We start from the raw sequence: 22,509 nt of genomic DNA, 5'->3' as shown, positions 1-22,509 counted from the left end.
TGCGGCTATTCCTTTGGATTTAATCTGGCCTTTAATGCGGCCAGTTCGTCTTCAGCGCTCATCGTCTTCGGTCCATCAACCTCGCTGCTGGAGCCAGTACCCGCATTAACCCCCGCGTCGGGTCCAGCGTTCGACCCACCTGCACGCTGCTCCTTCTCCAGCTGTGCAATCAGGTCATCCAGATCGTCTTCCTGGGCTCCTCCCCGCAGCTCAGCCAGCGCCAGCGCCTCGTTCAGGGCCAGGCTTGCTTTCTCCTCCATGGCGGACAGCGCCGCATGCGCTCCCCCGGCGCCAGCGCCTCGCTCGTTCAGTTCCTGCTGCGACTTCGCCGCGGCCAGCTTGCCCTTCAGCTCCGCATAGCGGGCTTCCAACTGGCCGATATCCTTCACCAGCTTCGCTTCCATCTCCTTCATCTTGGCCAAGTTCGAGGCGGCCGCATCATAGGCTTCCTGAAGAGGGGCAAGCTTCTCAGTTTCCAGCGCCTTGCGCTCCAGAAACTTGAGTGCATCCTCGTCTTTGCCTTCCATCGCCGCTTTCTCAGCATACCGCTGCAGCTTGCGCACGTCAGCCTGACCTTCGTCCAGCGCCCGCTTCGCTCTTCTCTCCTGGGCAACCTGCGACTCCGTTTCGGCCTTCACCTGACCGAGGTCGCTGCGCAGGGCCTGCATATATTCCTTGATCGTCTTCTCCGGGTCTTTCGATCTATCCAGCCAAGCATTCACGTTTGCCGCCATAATATCCCTGAATCTCGACAAAATCGTCATCACGAACCTCCTTAAAAAGGATGATATGTCTCCTAATAATACATGATAAATGGGATGAAGGTTTCATTTTAGGTGAATTTGTATCTATTTGTCAGAAATTAATCATTGATTGTGAAAATAATCACTTATTGTGGTATCAGCCCGTGAACTGCAAAAAGAACGCCCCGATCACTTCTGCTCAGGCAGATAGATCGAGGCGTCCTTCGAACTACAGGATGGCTGTGTGCGTTGCCACTTCGTACTTTTGTGACTTTGTGTGATTTATCATACAAAGCCTAGGCTAAATCGAGGGATGACCAGCCATTTGTACGAATCATCATACAAATTCCCTCGTCATCCCTCCAGGCTTCTAATTTTATATGAAAAATAATACAAAATCGGCCATTTTACTGAATATTGGCTTGATTTGTACGAAAAATCATACAAGTCCTCCCCTTATGTTATTCCTGTACATGCAATTGGTACATGTATGGGGATACAAGCTTCTACAACCGCCTGCCATGGCTTACATACGCAAACAAGCGAGCCGAAGGAGCTCTTCCCCTCTCAGCTCGCTATACTTCTTACTTCTTACTTCTTGCCATACTTCTCCGTGCTTCTCGGTACTCCTTGCTTTTTACCTCGTACTTCTTACTTCTTGCTTCTTACTTCTTGCCTCTCACTTAAACACCAATGGTTAACCAGACAACTATAACCCATCCAGCGCCTACAACGAAGAGCCGGTCTGATAATTCAGCAGCTGCCTGAAGGTGCCCTTGCTTTCCTGGGCCAGCTGCTGATAGCCCCCCTGCTGTACCACCTGTCCCTGCTCCAGCACGATCACCTGATCGGCGTGGCGAATCGTGGACAGCCGATGAGCGATAACAATGACGGTCATGCTGCCCTTCAGCTTATCCAGCGCCTCCTGAATCCGTCTTTCATTGTCGCTGTCCAGAGCGCTTGTCGCTTCGTCCAGCACAAGAATAGATGGCCGTTTCAGGATGGCTCGGGCCAGCACAATTCGCTGGCGCTCTCCCCCGGATAAACGTATTCCCCGATCGCCGATCACCGTATCCAGACCCTGAGGCAGCCTCCTCACAAAATCATCGGAGGAGGAAAATTCCAGTGCCGCCCACAGCTCCTCATCGGTCGCTTCCGGCGCCACCAGTTTCAGGTTATCGCGGATGCTTTCATTGAACAGAAATGGATCCTGCGCCACATAGCCGACCGCATTTCTTAGCGCCATCAGCTGTGTCTGGTCCTTGATGGATCTGCCATCGACCAGAACCTCTCCGCGTTCAGGCTGAATCATCCCCATCACAAGGTCGATCAGCGTGCTTTTTCCTGCGCCGGATTTGCCGACAATGGCCGTCATGCGGTTGGCGGGAATGAACACACGGATTCCGCTTAATGCGTACTCGGCCGAGGAAGGATCGTAACGGTAATCGACATCCCGGCATTCAATCCCTTCCTGCATATGAAGCCGCGGAGCGACCGCGGCGCTCACCGCCCCTGTCATCTCCCGCTCCGCTTCGTACTCCTGCTGCAACTGCCGCATGGTGCGAAAGGCGGGAAGATTCGATACGAGCTGCTCGGAGCTCGTCTGAATGCTGATGAACCTCGGCCATAGCCGTGTAAAAATAAGCACCACCACAAGCAGCGATTCGGCCGGCGTGCGCAGCACCTCCAGCGCCAGAAACACAAAGCCGGCAATCAGCACCACCGAGGACAGCCGGTAAATAAGCTGTGACAGCGCATTGATCCGTCCGAACCGGATGAAGTTCTCCTCCATCTGGCCCGACAGGCGGCTGAACCAGCTCAGATGCGACTGCTCCAGCCGGTTGCTCTTGATATCCTTGATCCCGCTAAAATGGTCCGTAATCCCCGCAAAATAACGCTTGGACAGCTCGGACGTCTGTTCGCCGATCGACTTCGATTTCCGGATGAATCTGCGTCCGAACAGTGCCAGCAGCCCGCCGCTGATCAGGACGGTCAGCGTAAGTACCGGCGACAGCCAGAAGGCCAGCCCGATCTGAACGAGCGTGAACAGCAGAGAAGATATCATCTGGAGAAACAGGAAGGTGCCCTGGTTCACGCGGCCCAGCTCATTGGACATCACATGATGAAAGTCGGACTTGCGCTTGCGCAAGAAGAACGCCCACTTGGCATGCAGCAGGCCTTCATAGGTTTCCATCCGAAGCGTGCGAATGAATTTCTGCAGAATGGCTGCATTTAGGATCGACTGACTCCGGGTCAGGAGAGCCTGCCCGCCGACAATGATCACGAACAGGATCAGCACACTTGTCAAACTCGGCTCCCACGACCAGGAACGGAGCAGCTCAAGCAGATGGGACACAAGCGGCACGCCGCCCATATCGCCCTGGAATACCCCGACCAGGCCCAGAAGCGGAATGATCAGGTATAAGCCGATCCCTTCCAGCAAACTGATCAGCAGAATCAGGAACATATTGAGATATAGTCTGCCTCCGGCGATCTGACGCAGTTTACGAACATAATAGAATAAATCCTTCACGGTCATAACTCCTTATACGCAGTAGACACCCTATGCCTTCACTCACCCTATGCCTTTCCCCATCTTCTTCCTTCTCCCACGCCATGAACTTCACGCACCTTCATACATGCACTTCCTACATGCAGTTAGACATTTTCATGCACGATATCGGCTATATGCGCTGGCGCTTGACGGCCGCCGCTGCCCTGTTCCTCGCGCTATCCTTGCCAAAAATACCGACAACGGCATATCGCTCATGCCCTTCCTTGCCTGTCACGATATACGAGCCGCTGCGAAGCCAGGCATGCGCAGCCATCTTGCCGTGGTCATCCCGGCCGCTGCCGAGATACAGCGTGCATGCCAGACCTCTTCGCTCCAGCATTTTCATCGCCGCCACCGCCTTGACCAGACACTGGCTCTCCCACCAGGTCACCCGACTCATCGTATGGATCGCCCTGGAAATTTGACGAAGCAGCCGCTGCTCCTGCTCTGTACAGCCGCTGATTGGCGTCTCCTTCATATATTCGCCAAGGGTATGTCTGACCTTGTGGAAGGGAAGCAGCTTGAATATCCTCCCCCAAGCCAGGAACAGATACGCCTCGATGAACATGAACCGCATAGGCCATGGATAGGATATGAACCGGCGCGCTTTTCGAAGCAAGCTCATTCCGCTCTTGTCACCCGGATCAGGCCTTCGGTTGCCAGCTGGTTCACAAACCTCTCCACCTGCTGTCTGCAAGTGTCCGGCTCGATCTCATATTCGGCTACCAGCTGCTCCACCATCCCCGTGACCGAGATCGGCGATTCGGCCAGCTCCCAGATCCGCCCGCCGATCCGGCCCAGGTTGTAATATTTACCGCTTTCAATATTGAGCATCACTTTCTCGCCATCCATTTCGCTGACCAGAAAGCCCTCAGACTGCACAATCAGATCCTCGGCAGTGATAATATCCGTGTTCATCCATCGTTCCCTCCTTCGGTGATAACATCAGACAGCCATCAACATCATAGTGACGGTTGTTTCATCCGCCGCCAGAACCATAGAAACGGCCGCAACGGATAATAAAGAAAGCGCAGCGGCTTGGGCAAAGGAAGCATCAACGCGTCCCTTGAGCTCGGGAGCAGCTTACCGGCAATGTAGGCCACGCGCTGCTTGCCTGACATAAGCAGGAACAGGTAGCGGTGATAATGCCAAGCGACGCTTTTCTCCGGCACCGGATTCAATTGGACCATTCGTTTTATATAATGAAGAGCCATTCCGGCGAGTCGATAAGAACGCACATTCACCGTCTCGTCCGCTAGCGCTTTCGGAACCGCCGCAGACAGCAGCTGACCTGACAGCAGCAATGCCTGGCCTATATAGTGCCGGCCTCCATGCAGCTTAAGATGCGCGATCATATTCGCGCTGCTTGATTGTGGCAGCAGATCCGCGATATCCAGAAGCCACCGCAGCCGGAACCATCCGTGCCTGGCGCCATGCTCCGCAAGATAATGCAGCAGGTCCTCGCCTCCAATCCCGTAGAAGGACTGGCCCGACAGCACGATTTCCTTTCTCCGCGACCACAGATCGTCGAAGGTGCAGTCCTTGCCGGAATGCGGACTTAACTGCCAGTGAATTTCGACCTGGACCCCGTGCTCCGGATGCTCCATCGACAGATGATGGCTTTTCCTTTTCCAGTTGTTCAGGAGCCATTCCTCTTCCGGCACATATCCCAGCTCGATCAGAATTTCCCGGGCCTTCTCCACATCCCGGTCGTCCACAAGCACGTCCAGATCCTTGGAGGACCGGCGTGCCATATCCCCATACAGCTGTAAGGCCAATAAGGGGCCTTTTAGCCAGAGGCTGCGTATGCCGCTGTGCTCGAATGCCTCACGGACCTGACTCATCGCCCTGCCCAGATGCAGCATCTTCATCATGTTCTGATGATAATGGCGGTGCAGAAACGGAATAACATGTTCCGGAACGAGCGCCGAATGCTCTTGCAACGCCAGATACACAGGCGGGACCACCCGATGATGGACCACCAGCTTATTGAACAATGCCCAGTCGAGGTCCGCGGTTAATGGCCTTAACGCTTCCGTATCCAGCTGGCGCTTGCCCAGTAGATGAAGCAGCAATAACAACTCCCTGGACAGATCGTGGACGTATAGCGCATCAGCAGTATTGGTCATCATGATTCACCTCGCCTGCTGTCATAATGACAATAATGGCGCCGGTTCCTTCAAACCGCTGTTCATGCCCGGGCGTCCGACGGAATAGTACACGATATTCGTGCCCGAAAGCTGCTCTTCTTCATATATATTTCTGCCGTCGATCAGGTATGGCGATTTCAACCAGCCTTCAACCTCCAGCGGCTCCAGCTCCTGAAATTCCTTCCACTCCGTCAGGATGCAGAGGGCATCCGCTTGCCAGGCGGCCTCCCGCGCAGTGCTGCAGTATACAATGCCATCCGAACCGTACTCTTTACGAAAATTGTCTACAGCAACGGGATCGTACGCCTGTACCTGCGCTCCCCTTTTATGCAGCTCGGCAATGATTTCAAAGGCCGGGGCGTCCCGGACATCATCCGTCTCCGGCTTAAATGCCAATCCCCATACGCCGATTGTGGTGCCAGCCAGGTTGCCCAGCAGCCCTTCCAGCTTGCGGATCACATTATAACGCTGCTCCCGGTTCACATCGACCACCGATTTGAGCAGCTTGAAGTCATAATCCATCTGTCCGGCAATTTGAATGAGCGCTTGGGTATCCTTCGGAAAGCAGGAGCCGCCATATCCGATCCCGGCCTTCAAGAAGGACGAGCCGATGCGCTTGTCAAAACCCATGCCATAAGCCACCTTGGTCACATCAGCTCCGACCTTCTCGCATATGTTCGCAATCTCATTGATAAATGAAATTTTCGTAGCGAGGAACGCATTGGATGCATACTTGATCATTTCAGCACTGCGTATATCGGTGACAATCAGATGATCCGTCAAGCGGCTGTGCAGCTCTACCAGGCATTCCGCAGCCCTTGCGCTATCCGTGCCGATAACGACGCGGTCCGGATTCAATGTATCCGAGACGGCAGTCCCCTCCCGCAGGAATTCGGGCACCGATGCGATGTCAAACACTTCCTCCGTATGCTGGCGGATCATATCTCTGATGCGCTCATTCGTACCAACCGGGACCGTGCTTTTGGTCACGATGATTTTGTAGCCGTTCATCGCCTGACCAATCTCCGCAGCGGCTTGCTCAATATAGCTAAGATTCGCCTGTCCGTTCGGCAATGATGGCGTCCCTACGGCAATGATGACAAGCTCGGACGCCTCTACGGATGCACGGAGATCGGTGGTGAAGCTCAGCCGTCCAGCCTCCCGATTGGCGCTGATGAGCGGCTGAAGCCCGGGCTCGTAGATCGGCACTTCGCCCCGGTTTAGCTGATCAATCTTGGCTTCCATTTTATCTACACAGATGACCCTGTTGCCAAGCTCTGCGAAGCAAACCCCGGACACCAATCCAACGTAACCCGTACCGATTACCGTTATTCTCATCGTTTTCACTCCTACTTTAAAAGATTTACCGGATATCCTGTCACACTTGCTTCCAGAGCCGGAGAACGGGACGTGTACGTCAGCTCATCACAATCTCCTTGATCTCTTCCCAGTCCATCGCAAGCCTGACAATGTCATCCTCAATCAATTGACTTCCGGTCTGTACCTCGATGATTTCTATATCCGTAATCGCACGCAGGCTGTGCTTGGCCTCCGCCGTAATGAGCACCACGTCTCCCTTGCCAATGATGCGGACATCCCCGTCCAGAATCATCTCGCCGTGCCCGGACACGACAGTCCACACCTCGCTTCGCAGCAGGTGGTATTGATAGCTCAAATTTTTGCCCTCCAGCACACAGATCCGTTTCGTCAGCACCTCGTTGCCGTTCGGATACTTCGTGTAATCCAGTACACGGTAGCGCCCCCAGCGCCGTTCTTCGTACATCGGACGCTGATCGCCAAACTGAAGCACTTCCTTGATCCGTTTGCTGGCATGTTTATCGGACACGAGGATGCCGTCAGGGCTTGCCGCAACAATCAAATTGGGGACTCCGATCACCGTGATCGGTATGTCCAGCTCGTTAATGACATGGGTGTTAACACAATCTGTGGTGAGCGTGCCTTTGCCCACAAGCGGCACTTGGATTTCCTCGGTAAGCACATCCCAGGTGCCAAGATCCTTCCACATCCCCTGATACGGTAAAGCGACAATCTTGTTCGCCTGCTCTACAACCGCGTAGTCAAAGCTCGTTTTCTCGATCTGACCGTACTGCTTGAGCAGTTCGTCATACTGAATAGGCAGGGAGCGATCTTCCAGATACTGAATCACGTACCCGAGCCGGAATGCGAATACGCCGCAATTCCACAGCGCAGACTGCGACATCAATTGCCTGGCCAGCTCTTCATCCGGCTTCTCCACGAAGTGGCTGACCTTGAAGTAGCCCGTGCCATCCTCCAATTCGGAGGCTGCTTCAGGGACGATATATCCGAACTTGGAGGACGGGTGATCCGGCGACACCCCGATCAGTCCCAAATCAGCGTCCGTGCCTTGCATCAGCTGCTCCAGTTCCTTCACTTTCTCAAAGAAATGGTTCTCGACATAAGGGTCAACGGGAAGGACAACGATAATATCCCGCAGGCTTACCCCTTTAACGGAATATAAATAACAGGCGGATAATGCAATCGCCGGAAGCGTGTCTCGGCGCTCGGGCTCCACGATGATTTCCGCTTCATACCCGAGCTGATTTTGCAACAACTCGACCTGCGATTTCCCGGTGGCAATGACCGACGATTGCTGCAGATTCATCTCGCCGAGCTGCCCCCATACCCGCTGAACCATGGACACACGGTCACCCGAGCGGGTGTTCAGAATTTTCAGAAACTGCTTGGACCTCGTTTCATTCGATAGCGGCCACAGCCGGTTACCGCTGCCTCCGGACAATAAGACGACTTGCACGCTTACCAGCTCCCCTCCGCTTGCGTAATCTTCGCTTCTCTTTCTTTGGACTGGAGCAGCCGGTCAATGCTTGAGTACAGCTGCTCCATGAATACTTCCTCACCGAACTTCTCGGCATGCTGACGAATCCTTGATGGATTCCATTCATATTCATCAAAGCGGCTGAGGACGTCAGCCAGCGAATCGACGGTTTGCGCCTCAAAGAACAGCCCCGTCTGCCCGGCCAGCACCGTGTCCAGCGCTCCACCTTCGCGGTAAGCAACGATCGGCCTGCCGCATGCATTCACTTCCAGCGGCGTGATTCCGAAATCCTCAATCCCGGGGAAAATGAGTGCCTTGCAGCGCTGCATATAGCCCACAACCTCCTCATCGCTTCTTCTTCCGAGGAAGACGACACCCTCTCCTGCCCGTTGTTCCAGTCTAGCCCGGTCAGGGCCATCGCCGATTACGATCAGCTTGTGCCCCAGTTTCGTGCAGGCCTCGACAGCCAGATCGATTCGCTTGTAGGACACCAGGCGAGACACAACGAGGAAGTAATCCTCCGGCGCCTCATCGGAGATACCGAAGCGGCGGATTTCGACGGGAGGAAAAATAATCGGGGCATTCATGCCGTACCACTGCCGGATTCGCTCTTTCACAGCCGTGGAGTTAGCAATCAAGCGATCCACCTGTCTGGAATTGCGCCGATCCCAGGCTTGCAGCGGGAGCGTCAGCCATTTGGCGATCCGCTTCAAAGCGCCAGGAACCTGGACGCCTTCCATATAGGACTCGAAGTTCCATGCAAAACGCATCGGGCTATGGCAGTAGCATACATGCAGCGCTCCCCGTTCCTTGCGTACGCCTTTGGCATAAGCGCTGCTGGAGCTGAGAATAAGATCGTACCCCTTCAGCCTCATCGACCCTACCGCGAAAGGATACAGCCAGAAGAACAGTTTGAACCTGTGCAGAATTCCCGGGATGCGCTGCATCCACGTCGTGTGAATGACAGCGTCCTGCAATTCGGGCATCAGTTTGTCCCGGTCGATAATCGTCGTATAGATGGGCGCCTCAGGGAACATCTTGTGCAGCACGGCCACCACCCTTTCGGCGCCCCCCATCTGATTGAGATAATCGTGGACAATCGCCACTTTCAGTTTCTGCATTACATCATCTCCTTTGCCTGCTGGCGATCCATGGCCGGAGCGCTGGAGCTATGCAGCAGCTGATGGTAAATCCGCTCCACCTTGCGGGATGTCTCTGTAATGGAGAACATGGCTTCTGCTCTTTCTTGTCCGTTCTGGCTCAGCTTCAGCCACAGTGTCTCGTCATCCAGCACCCGCCGAATGCAATGAACAAGCTCGTGTATGCTCCCGCTGTCATACATCAAGCCGCTTTCGTTGTGCTCTATAATCTCGGGCACGCCTCCGCCGCGTGACGCTACGACCGGTGTTCCCTGGGACATGGCCTCGATGATGACCCTGCCAAACGGCTCGTTGTCCGAGCATAATAAAAGGAGATCCGCTCCGCAGCAGATCTCCAATATATCTTCTCTAAACCCAGTAAATACCACCCGCTCCTCAAGTCCCAGCGCACGTGTCTTCGCTTTCAGCTTGGCGAGGTAGCGCTCGTTCTCCTGCCGGAATTTGGCCTCTCCAACAATCCACAAGACGGCGTTACGCCCCTCCCGAACTAGCCTGGACAAGGCCTCAAGCGCATCCTCCTGCCGTTTCCACGGCGCGATCTGACCAATGATCGCCAGCACCTCCGCATCCGGCGGGGTTTGAAGCTGCTTGCGGATCCTGTCCCCGATCTCCCGCCTCCGGCTAGGATCAACCGCTCGGAGCTCGACGCCATTGTGCACGAGATGGACCCTGTCTACGGGCGCCGCATGCGATATGCCTTGAATGACCGGCTCGGAAATGCCGATCAGCGCCTGGGCCGTGCCGGCCATTCGCCCGACGACCCGCCCGATCACCCCTTGGGGCGGCATATCTCGGATATGCCATACCACCGGCAGCCGGTGATACCAACGAAATAGGCTGGCCATTATGCCGGCCCTAATCGAGTTCGCGTGAATCAGATCGACTCCGCTTCTTCTTATCGTCCGGGCCAGCTTCCAGCCCGCCCACCAGGTCCCTGCCGCATAAACGGCCAGCATTACCGGGTTGCGGGTCATTCTGGCCCGGAAGCTCGGAAGCGGACAGACCTCGATGCCATAGCTTCGCGCCTTCGCCAGCAGCTCGCCTTCCGGGGCGAACAGGACCGGACTGGCCTCGGTCATATGTTTGGCTGTCAGCAGCAGGCTAATCTCTGCACCGCTGATCGTGCTTGTATGGTTATAGAAGGCTATTTTCATGATCGGAATACCTTCCTCTTATCAACTTCTTCCTTGAACACCTCGGTCACCGCTTCAGCCACCCGGCTCCAGGTGTACTTCTGCAATACGAATTCCCGGCATGCTTCCCGGGACGGAAGGAACGACTCCTGATTGAGCACGTCGATAATCTTCCGGCCAATTGACTCTGAAGTGCCGTCTTGAAACATCAGCTCATCCGAAATCTGGTGCAGGATTTCCCTTGTCCCGCCGTATGGCGTCCCCAGCACAGGCGTTCCGCAAGCAAGCGACTCTACGGTAATCAGGCCGAATCCCTCAAGGGTAAGCGTGGGGACGATGCTGATATCCGCAGCCTGATAGCGCCTGACCAGCTCTTCGTTCGAAATTCTTCCAAGCAGCTCGACGTTCGCGGACAGTCCCAGCTGCCGGATCAAGGTCTCGTATTCAGCGCGCATCGGCCCGTCTCCGCCAATCCACAGCTGCGTGCCGGGATGATGGCGGACCACTTCAACCATGGCCTGAATCAGCCGGTCGATCCCCATCCGCTTCACCAGCCTCCGTATGCAGAACAGCACCGGCTGCCCAGGCTTGATGCCAAGCTCAGTCCTCAACTGGTCACGATCCGTATGCGGACGGAACAGCTGATGATCCACAGCACCCGGGATGATGTGAACCTTGCTCGGCTCCACACCATAGGTTTCCGTCAATATGTCGCGGAAGTATTCGCTGAGCACAATAAATCCGTCTGAGCGGCGGTAGGTCAGCTGTTCCACCTGTTTTTTCACCCAGTACTTCGCACCTTTAACCACCCCGGCCCTGGCCTTCTCCTCCACCCTGGACTCCATCGCCCACGGCCCGTGGAAATGGGTAACGATCGGGATATGAGCAGGAATATGCTGCCGTGTCACCATCGTGGTATAAAAGGCAAAATGCGGGTTGAACACATCGGGCTGAAAGCTGCGAATCGCTTGGACCGTGTGCCTTTGAACCGACCTCATGCGCGGGAGAAAGTGGCTGGCCTCAAGCTCGCCCGTGGCGTTATGAATATTGTGTTCCTTCGGCAGCTCGGCTCCCTTGGGGGCTACTACTAGTCCCAGCCCTTGATGGCCGTATTCCTTCATCGCTTTTGCATAATCGGCAAAATACCGGTTCAATCCGCCATGCTGAATATCAATCCATCCCATTCCGGTCGATAGCACATTCATGGTTATCTCTCTTTCCTCCATAAGTTTGGGCAGGCTGGGCCCTGTAGTTAACAGCCATTTGATAACATGCCAAGCGGGCTCTGGCAGCATTATCCCAAGTGAAGCTCTGCGCCGTATGATAGGCGTTATATCGCAGCTTCGTCAGAAGCTCCGGGTGATTGATCAGCTTTTCCAATGCCAGTACCATATGCGCCACGCTGCGTTTAGGGATGAGAAGTCCATCCTCGCCATCGGTTACAATGTCGCCTGGACCCGCGGTATCCGTCGTCACAGGAGCCAGCCCGCATGCCATGCACTCGATTAGCGTCTTGCCGAACCCTTCGGACAAGGTAGGAAACAGCTTAATGTGGTACCCCTTTAATAAATTCGGGAGGTCGCGATGGCTATACGACCGGATAACCGTGACCCGATGCCGCACCTCAGCGTCAAAATCAGACAGCACCCTCTCCTCCTCGCATCCGGTTCCCATAAAAGCCACCTCGACATTCGGATACCGGGCGAGAATCTCTCCCAGCGCTTGGGTGCTATACATAATGCCTTTTCGATGAATGTAGCTGCCCACCTGTGCGATTCGAATGACGGACGTATTCTCCATCCCCATCTCATCCAATGGCGGGTTCAACAAGTAATCCGGGATGCCATTAAACACCGCCTTCACTTGCCTCAAGTCCTTGTCTAACTGATGCTGGACGAAGCCCTCGTCCTGGGAATTCAGGACAATCGAGTAGTCCGCCCTTTTAATGGACTGGGATACCTCCCAGATGCGGTAGCCTCCCCAATAGACAAAATACTTGTTGCTCAGCTTCAAATGACCCAGCCGGTTCTCCTCCAACACTTCCTCATGCGCCAAATGCTCAAGACCATGACTGCTTGCGACAATCGCCGGACGTTTATGGAAATAAGACAGTACCCAGCTGTCGCCCGAAGCGATATCAAGCACATCATACGCCCGCCATTTCGACCGTTTGGAAGCGAGTCTCCAGGGGAATATCAATTTGTCGAGAATGCCGCCCTGAAACACTTTTAAGTCATCCATAAAATAGGTGTCCACATGGACCCCCAAGTTCCTTAATGCATCTGCAATGGCAAGCCTCGTTCCGGATACGCCGGAATTCAAGTTATGATCCGTATTGGCAATCATTGCTACTTTCATCGGATTCACTCCAATTGCTTAATGGTGAAGCTTCCAAAGCTTCAATCACTCATCCTTGCTCGGAATTGACTAAACGGTTCTCACGGACCAGCAGTTCCTCATAAATGCGCAGCGTTTCTTTTGCAACCCGCTCGACCCTATAGAAATCCAGCCCCTGCTGGGCAGAGCGCTTGTATTCTTGACGCAACTCTTCATCGCTTAACATGGTAATCAGCGCCTCTGCCAGCTTATCCGGCGACTGTGGGGGAACCAGCATTCCTGACTGTCCAAAGTCCAGCGCCTCCGGTATCCCGTCCACCTCCGTGGCCACGATGGCACAGCCTGACTCCCTCGCCTCCAGCAGAACGAGAGGAAACGGGTCCTTATGCGAGGCCAGAACGAATACATCGGACGAACTCATATACCGCTTCGGATCGGTTTGAAATCCTTCAAAGTGAATTTTGTGCCGGCTCGCCGACTGGGCAGCCTGCTGTTTAAACCGTTCACTTTCCGGTCCATCGCCCACAATATACAGCTCCGAATCCGGGCATCGCGCCGATACGATCTCAAACGCCTCGATTAAATCGGCGATGCCCTTCCGCTCGTTAAGTCCGGCCACCGTCACGATGGAGCGGCCATTAAGCTGCACGGCCTCCAGATCTTCACTCCTTCTGCTGCCGATCGTTCCATTAAGCACGACCCGCAGCTTCTCCTCCTCAATGCCGCGCCTCGCCATCGACTCAGCCACCGCCTGGCTTACGGCGATGACGGTGTCGCCCACCTTCATAAAGTCCGCGCTCTTCTGGAATTCATTATGAACATGCGTTACGATCTTGTATTTCCGAAATCCCCTCAGATACCGTGAAAGGAGCGCGCCCGTCATCATGTGGGCATGGATGACATCAGGCTGAAACTGTTTGGTAATGCGCCGAAAATGAAAAAAAGCCTGCAGCAATTGCCACGGCTTTCTCGTTTGATCCAACCTGTAATGTTCGACATGATGCCGCTTCAGCAGCTCTATGTATTCCCCGCCTTCCGAAGCCACCGCCACGCGATGCCCGAGCATGGCCTGCTCGCAGGCCACGTCAATCATCACATTCACAATCCCGTTTCCTGACTGCTTTACATGATTCGCAATGTGCAAGATATGCAAAGGTTCCCCTCCTTATGGCTCTCTCCGTTTTTTCTCCTCTTCTCCATGGTTTACATTGCGGCACTGCCACGCTCTTTCTGCCTGCGTACACGGTCGATCAGCCAGACAACATCACTTTTGGAGAACATCCAGTGGCGAAGCTCCACACGATGTTTGAACGTATACAGCAGAAATATGACCATCAGTTCGATCAGCGCCGTAGTCAATAAAGAGATCGCTGCGCCTTGTACGCCTAACCGCGGGATAAGCACATTCATGAATACAACATTGAGGCCCAGTGTTGTCGCCCGAATGATGGTTACCGTTCCCGGCCTTCCGATCGACATGAAGCCTTGAGAGAGTATCCAGCATACGCTCGTGATCGCCGTTTGGAAGAGCAGTATCCGAAATATGCCGATCGCCTCGACAAAGGATTTCCCATACAAGATCACCAGCAGATACGGAGCTATGATAAAAACACCTGCGCCGACAATCAATGTAACGATCGTGCTGATCCGGAACACTTTAAACGTCAGCTTCAACGCTTCCTCGCGCTCAAGACCCGAGGCTTTCGGGAACAGCACCGAGGTGACCGCGCCCTGAAGCGTTCTTAATATTTTGGCAAGATTCAGGGATACGACATAAAGACCGAGGCTGCTTGGCGACAGCAAGCCGACAACTAGAATTTGGTCAATATATCCGGATAACGTCCCGGCCACATCCGTGCCATAGGAGCGCACACCATAGCTCAAAAGCGTTTTGCCGGATTTCACCTTGTTCTTCTGTCTGATCTTGTACTCCGAAACAAGCTTGAACGTAATCCATGCCGTGACCGGAAGTACAGGGAACAGATACGCCACCGACGTATAGAACGGATTGATGCTTCCTGTCACAACCAGGCCGCACAGGATTAGCAAGGTGCCCACCACCGGCAAATATCTGGTCAGATTGTAGAGATGATACTCCTCCCGCGACTGAAGTGCCGCGGTATTGATCGTACCGATCATCGTAATCGGCGACATGATGAGCGCCCAGACTGCAAAGCTGATAACCTCCTGGGAGTAGTCCTTCATCCAGAACGGGATCAGCACGGCTCCCACACCCATCGCCACGAAGCCCAGAATCACGCTCAAATACAAGGAAGTCATGTAGAGAGAAGCCTGATCCTCGCCCTTCTTCTTCATGTAATAGACAAGGGCTGCCGGGATGCCCAGCGTAAGGCAATAGGCCAGGAACGAGGGCCACATGATCATCGCGGCTTGTTCCCCCCGCCCTTCGGGCCCGAGAAACCTGGCGATGATCACGCCCGTCCCTACATTAAGTCCAAGGATGAATATATTGGAGGCAAATACCTGCAGTACATTGGCTAGACTGCCTCCGCTTCTTCTCAGCTTCATCAAATTTGTGATCGCCATTTTATTCTGTCCCTTCAGGTCTGTTTACTGGTATGGAATTTCACCCTAGAGGTTTCTTGAAACAAACTTAAATATTGAATCGACATCCTCCCCCAGGAGTTCCGTCCAGCATCCTCCCTCGCTTTTTGCGCCATAAGCTGGATGCGCTCATGGTTGTTAACCAGTTCCCGAAGTGCGCTCACCAGCGCCTGCGTGTCTTCGGGATCGTCCATTACAACCGCCGCGTCTTCGGACAACAGCTCCACAACCCCGCATCTGCTGCTCGTAATCACCGGCAAGCCCGTCGCCATCGCCTCCAGGATGACAAGGGAGAACGGCTCATACCTTGAGGGAAAAATAAACAGGTCGGAAAGGGACATAATGTCCGCAATATCCTTCCTATAGCCGAGAAAAACAACACGTTCGTTTAATCCGAGCTGCTCCGCCAGCTTCGGATAAGGGCTCTTATCTACATCGCCCAGGACGAGCAAATGAATATCCGGAACCTCGGCGAGCGCCTTGAGCACGGTGTCCAGATTTTTTCTTTTGGACTTGAGATCGCCCGCGAATAGAGCATATATCCTGTTCTCTTCAAGCTGAAAGTCAGCACGGTTAACAGATCTCGGATAAAATTCGTTCAGATCCACGCCGTTTGGCACCACCGTAATCCGGTCGGCTGCGATACCGGCATCCTGCACAAGCTCCTGCTTGACCTGCTCCGATACCGCTATAATGTGCCTTGTTCTTCTCAGGAAGATCCGCTCCAGAAAAGCGTTCAGACTGTTGTATGCCAGTTGGTACAGGCTGTGTATCGTTTTCCGCTCCCGAAACGGATGGTACTTGGATTTCACCCATGCACTATGTACAAAATGAATGCAATTAATGTCCGATCCAGCATAGGTAATGAATCCGTTCACGACCACCAGATCGATGCGGCTTCGGCGAATCCACAGCGAGATTGCAGACCATATGGCGAAGGCCTGGTATCTTAACAGGAATGTCGGCACCCTTCGCACATGAATCTGAACCCATTCCACCCTGGGGTCAGACCTCAGATCTTCCGATAATTCGGACGAGATAACGATAATCTCATGCCCTTGACGAAGGGCCTCGGTGATGACCTCATAGTTGACTCGCCCCTGCCCATCGCCTTTTTTCACTTTATGTGTCACAAAACAGATTTTCATCGGCTTACCTCTTTCAACAGACATACTCATCCCCCATCCTGGGTCTCCGGCTTTGGAATAAAGCCAAGGGCGGTGATCCATAGCAGAATAAATCCGCTAAAACCCAGCAGCACGTTGCTGCCTAGCAGGAGAAAGAGCAGGGCGCTGCTCCCTGCAAACGAAATCGGCGAGAACTTTTTCTCGCTCTTGCTGGCTTTGAAGCCATGGATAAACAGAAATATCACGACAGAGATCAGGGCCAGACCAAACGGCAGGCCAAAGGTATAGAACAGATTCAAATAACCGTTATCGAACACCTTGACCACATTGTCGCTTTGAGCAAGCTTGGCTCCCAGGCCGGAGCTTCCCAGTCCCATGCCGACCGGATTCCCCATAACCATCGACATAATATGGGTGGAGAACACCAGTCTTTCGTTGAAGGAATGATCCTCATCCAGCGAGCCGAAGGTTTCGATTCGCGAGGAGACTTCGCCCGCCCCTGGCAGCAGAGGAAGCAACAATTGATAAGCCATCACGATCAGGGCACCTAATAGTAACAGCTGCAGTTTGCTTTTCAGCTGCGACCGAAGGAAATACGCTGCGATCATAATGACATATGCAATCCAGCCCACGCGGACCAAGGTCAACAACAGCGCAAAGGCGACGATCAGGATACCCACCATGCCAAAAGCGCGCCATTTCCTCTGCACTGTCATCAGCGCCAAGGCAGCGGCCAGAAACACACCCGCAGGCCCCGGAGAATTCAGCAATGAGAACAGCCGGAATTTCTGAGGCTCTGGCTGACCTATGGAGTTCATCTCGGAGGATATCATCCAGAATTCATCCCAGGGCGGCAGTGCCAAATATTGATATATGCCGTATGCCCCGACTATCACGGCAAGGAATGAGAACCATTTCAGCCACCTGTCTCGCACCTCGCTGCTAAATGGCGTAACACTCACGTAGATCATGACCAGAAACGGCACCGTATAATTTAATAGATCATAGACAGAGGAGAACCCATATTTCAGAAACCCCAGGCAGAATCCGTAGGCTAATGCGGCGCATAAAATTTTCAGCACCAGGCTAATCTTCGGATCCAGCCGCTTAATATGCTTGGCAACAGGCACAATCATCACCAGGCTGACACAATAGGGAATGAGAATGATGATGGAAAGGTCCGTGTACGATTGAAACGACCAATCCAGCAGCCGCCTGATCTCCGGGCTGATGACCCATAGCAGCAAGGTATAGGATATGAGCATGTGAGGTCGGTTCAAGCAGAGATATAGCGCCATCAGCATACTGAGGAGCAGGAGGGTAAATTCCAGCATGCGCATGTGAAGCGAGCCTATAGAGCTGGCCAAGCCTACCATTACGCCGAGAATGACAATCCCCGCCAAGATGAGCACCATCTCGGCCCATCTTCCAAGGCGAGACTTGAAAGCGCCTAATCCAAAGAGCCTCTCCATGTTCTCCATCCTCCCCATCTGCCTTTTAAGGCGAGCCATGCCTTCTTGAACGCCGTGCCCTTCTGCGAAGGCAGCATTCGAATGCACTGCAGAAGACCAGGGGAAGACTTGCTGCCAACGATGATGATCCACAGAACATACAGAATTCTTCGAGCTCCGCTTAAGTGCTTCAGCAGGGAGTAGGTTTCGTTATGCGACATATTCAGAAAGGCGGTTTCATTAAAAGCATTGCGCTTGTCTTCATCAAACCGCTCCGCCGGATAATGATCCACGCATACTTCCGGATCGTAAATCAGCTTCCAGCCCTGTTTCTTCACCGATAGGCTGAATTCCAGCTCATTATGGACCTGCGCCCCGGTGCCTTTTAAATTTTCGTCAAACCTGAGGCCCTCAATGGCCGCTCTTCGGTAGCTCATATTGGCGCCCTTCAGAATGTCTACCTCCCGAACGCCTCCGAGTCCGACATGATGATTGCCTATGATCCGGCCGTATGGCTTAATGACGCCAACCTCCTGCCTCTGGGCCGGAATGGGCTCCCCGCGCAAATGGACAATATCGCGCCCCCCGACTCCACCGACCTCGGGACGCTGTATATAGTGCTGCTCAATCTTCTCCAGCCAATCGGAATGAGGAATCGTATCATCATCAGTCAGCACAACAATCGCTCCGGTGCTGTGCTGAACCCCTGTGTTCAATGCATGAATCAGACCTGACTTCTCCACAAGGGCGATGGTTTGATTCGGCAGGTTTCGCAGCGACAGCGCTTGAAGCGTATCGTCATCCGTGCTTCTTACGACAAAAATGATTTCATCAGGGTATCGGCTTTGCTTCAGAAGACCATCCATACAGTTCATGAGTGCCTCAACCCGGTGATACGTCGGAATGATCACGCTTATTGTCATATTCATGTTCTACACAACTCCATTTAGTAGGCTGAGTTCGGGAATACCATCACTTTGACGGTACGCAGCATCACCTTGATATCCAGCCACAAATTTCTTCGCTCAATGTACTCCAGGTCCAGCTCCAGCATTTCCTGAAAACTGAGATTGTTGCGTCCGCTGACCTGCCATAAGCCCGTGCACCCCGGGCTGACGCTTAAGCGCTGTTTGTCATAGCTCGTATACTGCATCACCTCTCGTGGCAATGCCGGCCGCGGTCCTACGAGCGACATATCCCCGCGCACCACATTCCACAGCTGCGGGAGTTCATCAATGCTGGTTTTGCGAATGAATTTTCCGATCTTCGTAATGCGAGGGTCCTCTTTCATCTTGAACATGGCGCCGCCCACTTCATTCTGATCCAGCAGCTTCTCCAGCAGTTCCTCTGCGTTGGACACCATCGAACGGAATTTGTACATCCGAAACGGCCGCTCGTTCTTGCCAATGCGTGTCTGGTAAAAGAAAACGGACCCTTTCGGGTCCTCCATTTTAATCAGCAGGGCAACAAGGATAAAGAGCGGAGACAACAGCACCAGCCCGATGAGCGCGAGCATAACATCCATGATCCGTTTGATCACCAGATACGAAGCTTTGGAATCTCGCTCTTCCAATGCCGCCTTGGCATATTCCGGGGCGCTTTTGAAAACGACATCGACTTCGTTTCGTTGCGGATTAGGATACATCCTTTCGTTCACCTCATCAGCGTTTTGTTTTGGATTTTCTCGCGTTCAAGAATCGTCTCCATGCCTTGCAACAGCGGTGTTCGTAGCTCCTCGTACTGAAGTGCAAAATCCAGGGTCGTCATAATGAAGCCGAGCTTCTCGCCGACATCATGGCGGGTTCCCTCGAAATCATAGGCGTATACCCCGTCGCGCTCATTCAGCCTCTGGATCGCATCGGTCAGCTGAATTTCTCCACCGGCGCCTTCCTCCTGCCGTTCCAAGAAATCAAAGATTTCCGGCGTTAATATATACCTGCCCATAATCGCCAACCTTGAAGGCGCGTGGCCTTTCGGGGGCTTCTCGATAAAATAGTCCACCTTATATAAGCGGTCGATCTTTTCCAGCGGGGAGATAATCCCGTAACGGTGGGTCTGGTCTTCAGAAACCGTCTGCACCCCGATCACCGATCTCTGAACCTGTTCGAACTGCTCTGCCAGCTGCTGGATGCAAGGCACTTCGGACTTCACAATATCGTCCCCAAGAAGCACTGCAAACGGTTCGTCCCCTATAAAGTTGCGCGCACACCACACAGCATGTCCAAGACCTCGCGCTTCCTTCTGTCTTATGTAATGAATATCCACGTCGGAAGAGCGGCGCACCTCATCAAGAAGATCAAACTTCCCTTTACTGAACAAGTTATGTTCCAGTTCAAATGCATGATCAAAATGATCCTCGATGGAGCGCTTGCCCTTGCCTGTCACAATGATGATATCCTCGATACCGGAGGCAACCGCTTCTTCAACAATGTACTGAATCGTCGGCTTATCCACGATCGGAAGCATTTCTTTCGGCATGGCTTTTGTCGCTGGCAGAAAACGTGTTCCGAGTCCCGCTGCGGGTATAATGGCTTTTTTCACTTTCTTCATTTCTTCACTCTCCAACTCTTTTTATTTTTTTACATGCCAAAATCATTGTGATGGTGAATCAGAAGGGCTTAGCTATATGCTCTTCCGCTGAAAAAAACATAGCTAAGCCTTCTATAGACCATAGGGCATTCAACCCATCCTCACATTACACCCTCGACAATCATGTCTAAGGTCCGATCAAGACCCACAGCGTAACCGAGTGCCTACAGTGATAAAGGTGCAGTAGACATTACCTGATTCAAGCTTGCCGAAGGCGCCTTCCATCCCATTCCGGATTGTTGTCTAAGGCAGGCCTGATCCTGACGGGCATCTATTTATGGCGCGTTATTGCGCGCGATTCAGCACGATCCCCAATAGGCGGGCATTGACGTGATCCAGCTGTTCCTTCGCTTTCCTCAGATTATGCTTCTGCACTTTTCCGGCTGCGGCCACGATGATAACGCCATCGCATAGCGGACTGACGATCGTGCTGTCCGAAACCGACAACATCGCTGGCGTATCGACAAGAATCACGTCATAATCCTCCTTCAATTGCGTCAGGAGCTCACGCATCCCCGGGGAGTCGATAAGCTCGGACGGATTCGAAGGAACCGGCCCGGAGGGAAGGAGGTACAGGTTGCTAATATCTGTCTCCGCAATGGAGTCCTGTATATTGCTGTGGCCCGACAACAAAGTGCTCAAGCCGCGGTGGTTTATCATGGAGAACATTTTGTGAAGGGAAGGTTTTCGCATATCGGCATCGACCAGCAGCACCTTCTTGCCCTCTTGAGCATACGTAACGGCTAGGTTGCTAATGGTGGTCGTTTTTCCTTCCCCGGGCTGGGAGGATGTCACCATTACCGTTTTCAGGTCTTGATCTTTGGAGAAGAACGGAATTTTAGCACGAAGCAAGCGATAGACTTCGGAGATAGGGGACTTCGGGTTCAGAGAAACAACGAGACTGTTGCTATTGATTGAGCGGCGCATACTGGTTTTCACCTACCTTTTGCTGTTTCATGGCCTTCGGCTGCTTGGGTTTCTTCATATCGCCTTTGGAGATGCGGCCCACCACGGCGAGCACTGGGACATCCATGAGTCTAGTAATCTCTTCTTCCGTCTTGAGCGTGTCGTCCAGATAGTCGAGAAGAAACACAAAACCGATCGCCAGCAGAAATGACACCACGAAGCTAATCAATATGTTCATCAAAGGGTTAAAGTTAATAGGGGCGGGGGATATGCTCGTATCTGCCTCGCTCAAAATCGTGATGTTATCGACATTCATGATATGAGGGATCTGCTCCTTAAACACCATCGATACGGCATTGACCACATTGGCGGCCTTCTCATAGGAGATGTCCTGGTACATCAGGTTCATAACTTGCGAATTGTTAGCAGCCGAGACCGACACCTTCGCTGCCAGACTCGCCGAGCTTTCTCCTAACTCGGGATACTGCTCAACTACCTTGTTCATCACTGCCGAGGACTTGATAATTTCCTTGTACGAGTTAATGAGAAATATGCTGGTCTGGATCGTGCTGGTGTTGAGTCCGTCGCCTGAGGACTGGTTCACAATCAGCTTGGCATTTGCGGAATATACCGGTGTCGTAAAATAGAAACTTTTGATCCCTGCCGCCGCCATGGCTACGATCACAATGACTGCGATGATCCACCATCGCTTCTGAATCACCCGAAAATAATGCTTAAGCTCCATCTGTTCGCAACCCCCCGCGCTTAATGTAGATTCCTAATCATGCTTGTTTTGGAGTCCACTGAAACCCGTGACTTTTCATACTCGCACAATCCTCAATCCTAAATTGCTACGATTTGTATAGTTCATATCCCATAATTTACGATACAGATTGTATCATGTCAACGGTAATTTTCATGACTTTTCATAAGCGACGACACAGTTCGTAGCAACGATTCCCCTAGCCATACCGCTTGT

At 53.1% G+C, this 22,509-nt stretch carries 20 protein-coding genes; all 20 read right to left on the bottom strand.

The features are described from left to right. Window positions 1-5: 5 nt before the first annotated feature. Complete coding sequence (locus tag CHH67_RS06535) at window positions 6-764, bottom strand: PspA/IM30 family protein (RefSeq protein WP_176475545.1); 759 nt, start codon at window positions 762-764, stop codon at window positions 6-8. Window positions 765-1,470: 706 nt separating this feature from the next. After that, window positions 1,471-3,282 carry an ABC transporter ATP-binding protein gene (locus tag CHH67_RS06530; RefSeq protein WP_244908109.1) on the bottom strand — a complete coding sequence of 604 codons (1,812 nt, stop codon included), beginning with the start codon at window positions 3,280-3,282 and terminating at the stop codon, window positions 1,471-1,473. A gap of 145 nt (window positions 3,283-3,427) precedes the next feature. Continuing rightward, entirely contained in the window at window positions 3,428-3,922 is a 495-nt protein-coding gene (locus CHH67_RS06525; protein WP_095264273.1) for a lasso peptide biosynthesis B2 protein, read from the bottom strand. Next, window positions 3,919-4,215 (bottom strand): lasso peptide biosynthesis PqqD family chaperone, encoded by a 297-nt coding sequence (locus CHH67_RS06520; protein WP_095264272.1) that lies wholly within the window; start codon window positions 4,213-4,215, stop codon window positions 3,919-3,921. The genes CHH67_RS06525 and CHH67_RS06520 overlap by 4 nt, the downstream gene beginning before the upstream one ends. A gap of 44 nt (window positions 4,216-4,259) precedes the next feature. Continuing rightward, complete coding sequence (locus CHH67_RS06515) at window positions 4,260-5,429, bottom strand: nucleotidyltransferase family protein (protein ID WP_095264271.1); 1,170 nt, start codon at window positions 5,427-5,429, stop codon at window positions 4,260-4,262. Between the two features lie 18 nt (window positions 5,430-5,447). After that, window positions 5,448-6,785 (bottom strand): UDP-glucose dehydrogenase family protein, encoded by a 1,338-nt coding sequence (locus tag CHH67_RS06510; protein WP_095264270.1) that lies wholly within the window; start codon window positions 6,783-6,785, stop codon window positions 5,448-5,450. 79 nt (window positions 6,786-6,864) lie between these two features. Beyond that, a complete protein-coding gene (locus tag CHH67_RS06505) occupies window positions 6,865-8,241 on the bottom strand; it encodes a sugar phosphate nucleotidyltransferase (RefSeq protein ID WP_095264269.1) in 1,377 nt (458 codons plus the stop codon). 2 nt (window positions 8,242-8,243) lie between these two features. Then, the gene (locus tag CHH67_RS06500) at window positions 8,244-9,383 is read right to left on the bottom strand and encodes a glycosyltransferase (protein ID WP_095264268.1); all 1,140 of its coding nucleotides are present in this window, start codon (window positions 9,381-9,383) and stop codon (window positions 8,244-8,246) included. Beyond that, window positions 9,383-10,576: a glycosyltransferase family 4 protein gene (locus CHH67_RS06495; RefSeq protein WP_095264267.1), complete on the bottom strand. Its 1,194-nt coding sequence runs from the start codon at window positions 10,574-10,576 to the stop codon at window positions 9,383-9,385. Before CHH67_RS06495 ends, CHH67_RS06500 begins: the two co-directional genes overlap by 1 nt. Next, entirely contained in the window at window positions 10,573-11,739 is a 1,167-nt protein-coding gene (locus CHH67_RS06490) for a glycosyltransferase family 4 protein (RefSeq protein WP_244908108.1), read from the bottom strand. The genes CHH67_RS06495 and CHH67_RS06490 overlap by 4 nt, the downstream gene beginning before the upstream one ends. Continuing rightward, complete coding sequence (locus CHH67_RS06485) at window positions 11,726-12,913, bottom strand: glycosyltransferase family 4 protein (protein WP_095264265.1); 1,188 nt, start codon at window positions 12,911-12,913, stop codon at window positions 11,726-11,728. Before CHH67_RS06485 ends, CHH67_RS06490 begins: the two co-directional genes overlap by 14 nt. Window positions 12,914-12,962: 49 nt before the next feature. After that, window positions 12,963-14,045 (bottom strand): glycosyltransferase family 4 protein, encoded by a 1,083-nt coding sequence (locus CHH67_RS06480; RefSeq protein WP_095264264.1) that lies wholly within the window; start codon window positions 14,043-14,045, stop codon window positions 12,963-12,965. 50 nt (window positions 14,046-14,095) lie between these two features. Continuing rightward, window positions 14,096-15,421: a lipopolysaccharide biosynthesis protein gene (locus CHH67_RS06475; protein ID WP_176475546.1), complete on the bottom strand. Its 1,326-nt coding sequence runs from the start codon at window positions 15,419-15,421 to the stop codon at window positions 14,096-14,098. Between the two features lie 32 nt (window positions 15,422-15,453). Further along, window positions 15,454-16,629, bottom strand: a complete 1,176-nt coding sequence (locus CHH67_RS06470; RefSeq protein WP_179292070.1) for a glycosyltransferase family 4 protein — start codon at window positions 16,627-16,629, stop codon at window positions 15,454-15,456. Window positions 16,630-16,631: 2 nt separating this feature from the next. Next, window positions 16,632-18,056, bottom strand: coding sequence for an O-antigen ligase family protein (locus CHH67_RS06465; protein ID WP_179292069.1), 1,425 nt, complete (start codon window positions 18,054-18,056; stop codon window positions 16,632-16,634). After that, the gene (locus CHH67_RS06460; RefSeq protein ID WP_244908107.1) at window positions 18,035-18,964 is read right to left on the bottom strand and encodes a glycosyltransferase family 2 protein; all 930 of its coding nucleotides are present in this window, start codon (window positions 18,962-18,964) and stop codon (window positions 18,035-18,037) included. Before CHH67_RS06460 ends, CHH67_RS06465 begins: the two co-directional genes overlap by 22 nt. Window positions 18,965-18,981: 17 nt before the next feature. Then, the gene (locus CHH67_RS06455; RefSeq protein WP_095264260.1) at window positions 18,982-19,680 is read right to left on the bottom strand and encodes a sugar transferase; all 699 of its coding nucleotides are present in this window, start codon (window positions 19,678-19,680) and stop codon (window positions 18,982-18,984) included. Window positions 19,681-19,688: 8 nt separating this feature from the next. Then, window positions 19,689-20,585 carry a UTP--glucose-1-phosphate uridylyltransferase GalU gene (galU, locus tag CHH67_RS06450; RefSeq protein ID WP_095264259.1) on the bottom strand — a complete coding sequence of 299 codons (897 nt, stop codon included), beginning with the start codon at window positions 20,583-20,585 and terminating at the stop codon, window positions 19,689-19,691. A gap of 324 nt (window positions 20,586-20,909) precedes the next feature. Next, entirely contained in the window at window positions 20,910-21,563 is a 654-nt protein-coding gene (locus CHH67_RS06445; RefSeq protein WP_425320432.1) for a CpsD/CapB family tyrosine-protein kinase, read from the bottom strand. Continuing rightward, window positions 21,532-22,275: a YveK family protein gene (locus tag CHH67_RS06440; RefSeq protein ID WP_095264257.1), complete on the bottom strand. Its 744-nt coding sequence runs from the start codon at window positions 22,273-22,275 to the stop codon at window positions 21,532-21,534. The genes CHH67_RS06445 and CHH67_RS06440 overlap by 32 nt, the downstream gene beginning before the upstream one ends. Between the last annotated feature and the right edge of the window lie 234 nt (window positions 22,276-22,509).

It is taken from the genome of Paenibacillus campinasensis (assembly GCF_002272015.1).
Lineage (GTDB): Bacteria > Bacillota > Bacilli > Paenibacillales > Paenibacillaceae > Paenibacillus_AQ > Paenibacillus_AQ campinasensis.
This window is presented reverse-complemented; position numbering and strand designations above follow the sequence as displayed.

What these genes read in the sequence shown, in the direction of transcription:
- CHH67_RS06535 (WP_176475545.1), bottom strand. Translation starts at nt 764, where the DNA reads ATGACGATTTTGTCGAGATTCAGGGATATTATGGCGGCAAACGTGAAT.
- CHH67_RS06530 (WP_244908109.1), bottom strand. Translation starts at nt 3,282, where the DNA reads ATGACCGTGAAGGATTTATTCTATTATGTTCGTAAACTGCGTCAGATC.
- CHH67_RS06525 (WP_095264273.1), bottom strand. Translation starts at nt 3,922, where the DNA reads ATGAGCTTGCTTCGAAAAGCGCGCCGGTTCATATCCTATCCATGGCCT.
- CHH67_RS06520 (WP_095264272.1), bottom strand. Translation starts at nt 4,215, where the DNA reads ATGAACACGGATATTATCACTGCCGAGGATCTGATTGTGCAGTCTGAG.
- CHH67_RS06515 (WP_095264271.1), bottom strand. Translation starts at nt 5,429, where the DNA reads ATGATGACCAATACTGCTGATGCGCTATACGTCCACGATCTGTCCAGG.
- CHH67_RS06510 (WP_095264270.1), bottom strand. Translation starts at nt 6,785, where the DNA reads ATGAGAATAACGGTAATCGGTACGGGTTACGTTGGATTGGTGTCCGGG.
- CHH67_RS06500 (WP_095264268.1), bottom strand. Translation starts at nt 9,383, where the DNA reads ATGCAGAAACTGAAAGTGGCGATTGTCCACGATTATCTCAATCAGATG.
- CHH67_RS06495 (WP_095264267.1), bottom strand. Translation starts at nt 10,576, where the DNA reads ATGAAAATAGCCTTCTATAACCATACAAGCACGATCAGCGGTGCAGAG.
- CHH67_RS06490 (WP_244908108.1), bottom strand. Translation starts at nt 11,739, where the DNA reads ATGGGATGGATTGATATTCAGCATGGCGGATTGAACCGGTATTTTGCC.
- CHH67_RS06485 (WP_095264265.1), bottom strand. Translation starts at nt 12,913, where the DNA reads ATGAAAGTAGCAATGATTGCCAATACGGATCATAACTTGAATTCCGGC.
- CHH67_RS06475 (WP_176475546.1), bottom strand. Translation starts at nt 15,421, where the DNA reads ATGAAGCTGAGAAGAAGCGGAGGCAGTCTAGCCAATGTACTGCAGGTA.
- CHH67_RS06470 (WP_179292070.1), bottom strand. Translation starts at nt 16,629, where the DNA reads ATGTCTGTTGAAAGAGGTAAGCCGATGAAAATCTGTTTTGTGACACAT.
- CHH67_RS06465 (WP_179292069.1), bottom strand. Translation starts at nt 18,056, where the DNA reads ATGGAGAGGCTCTTTGGATTAGGCGCTTTCAAGTCTCGCCTTGGAAGA.
- CHH67_RS06460 (WP_244908107.1), bottom strand. Translation starts at nt 18,964, where the DNA reads ATGAATATGACAATAAGCGTGATCATTCCGACGTATCACCGGGTTGAG.
- CHH67_RS06455 (WP_095264260.1), bottom strand. Translation starts at nt 19,680, where the DNA reads ATGTATCCTAATCCGCAACGAAACGAAGTCGATGTCGTTTTCAAAAGC.
- galU (WP_095264259.1), bottom strand. Translation starts at nt 20,585, where the DNA reads ATGAAGAAAGTGAAAAAAGCCATTATACCCGCAGCGGGACTCGGAACA.
- CHH67_RS06440 (WP_095264257.1), bottom strand. Translation starts at nt 22,275, where the DNA reads ATGGAGCTTAAGCATTATTTTCGGGTGATTCAGAAGCGATGGTGGATC.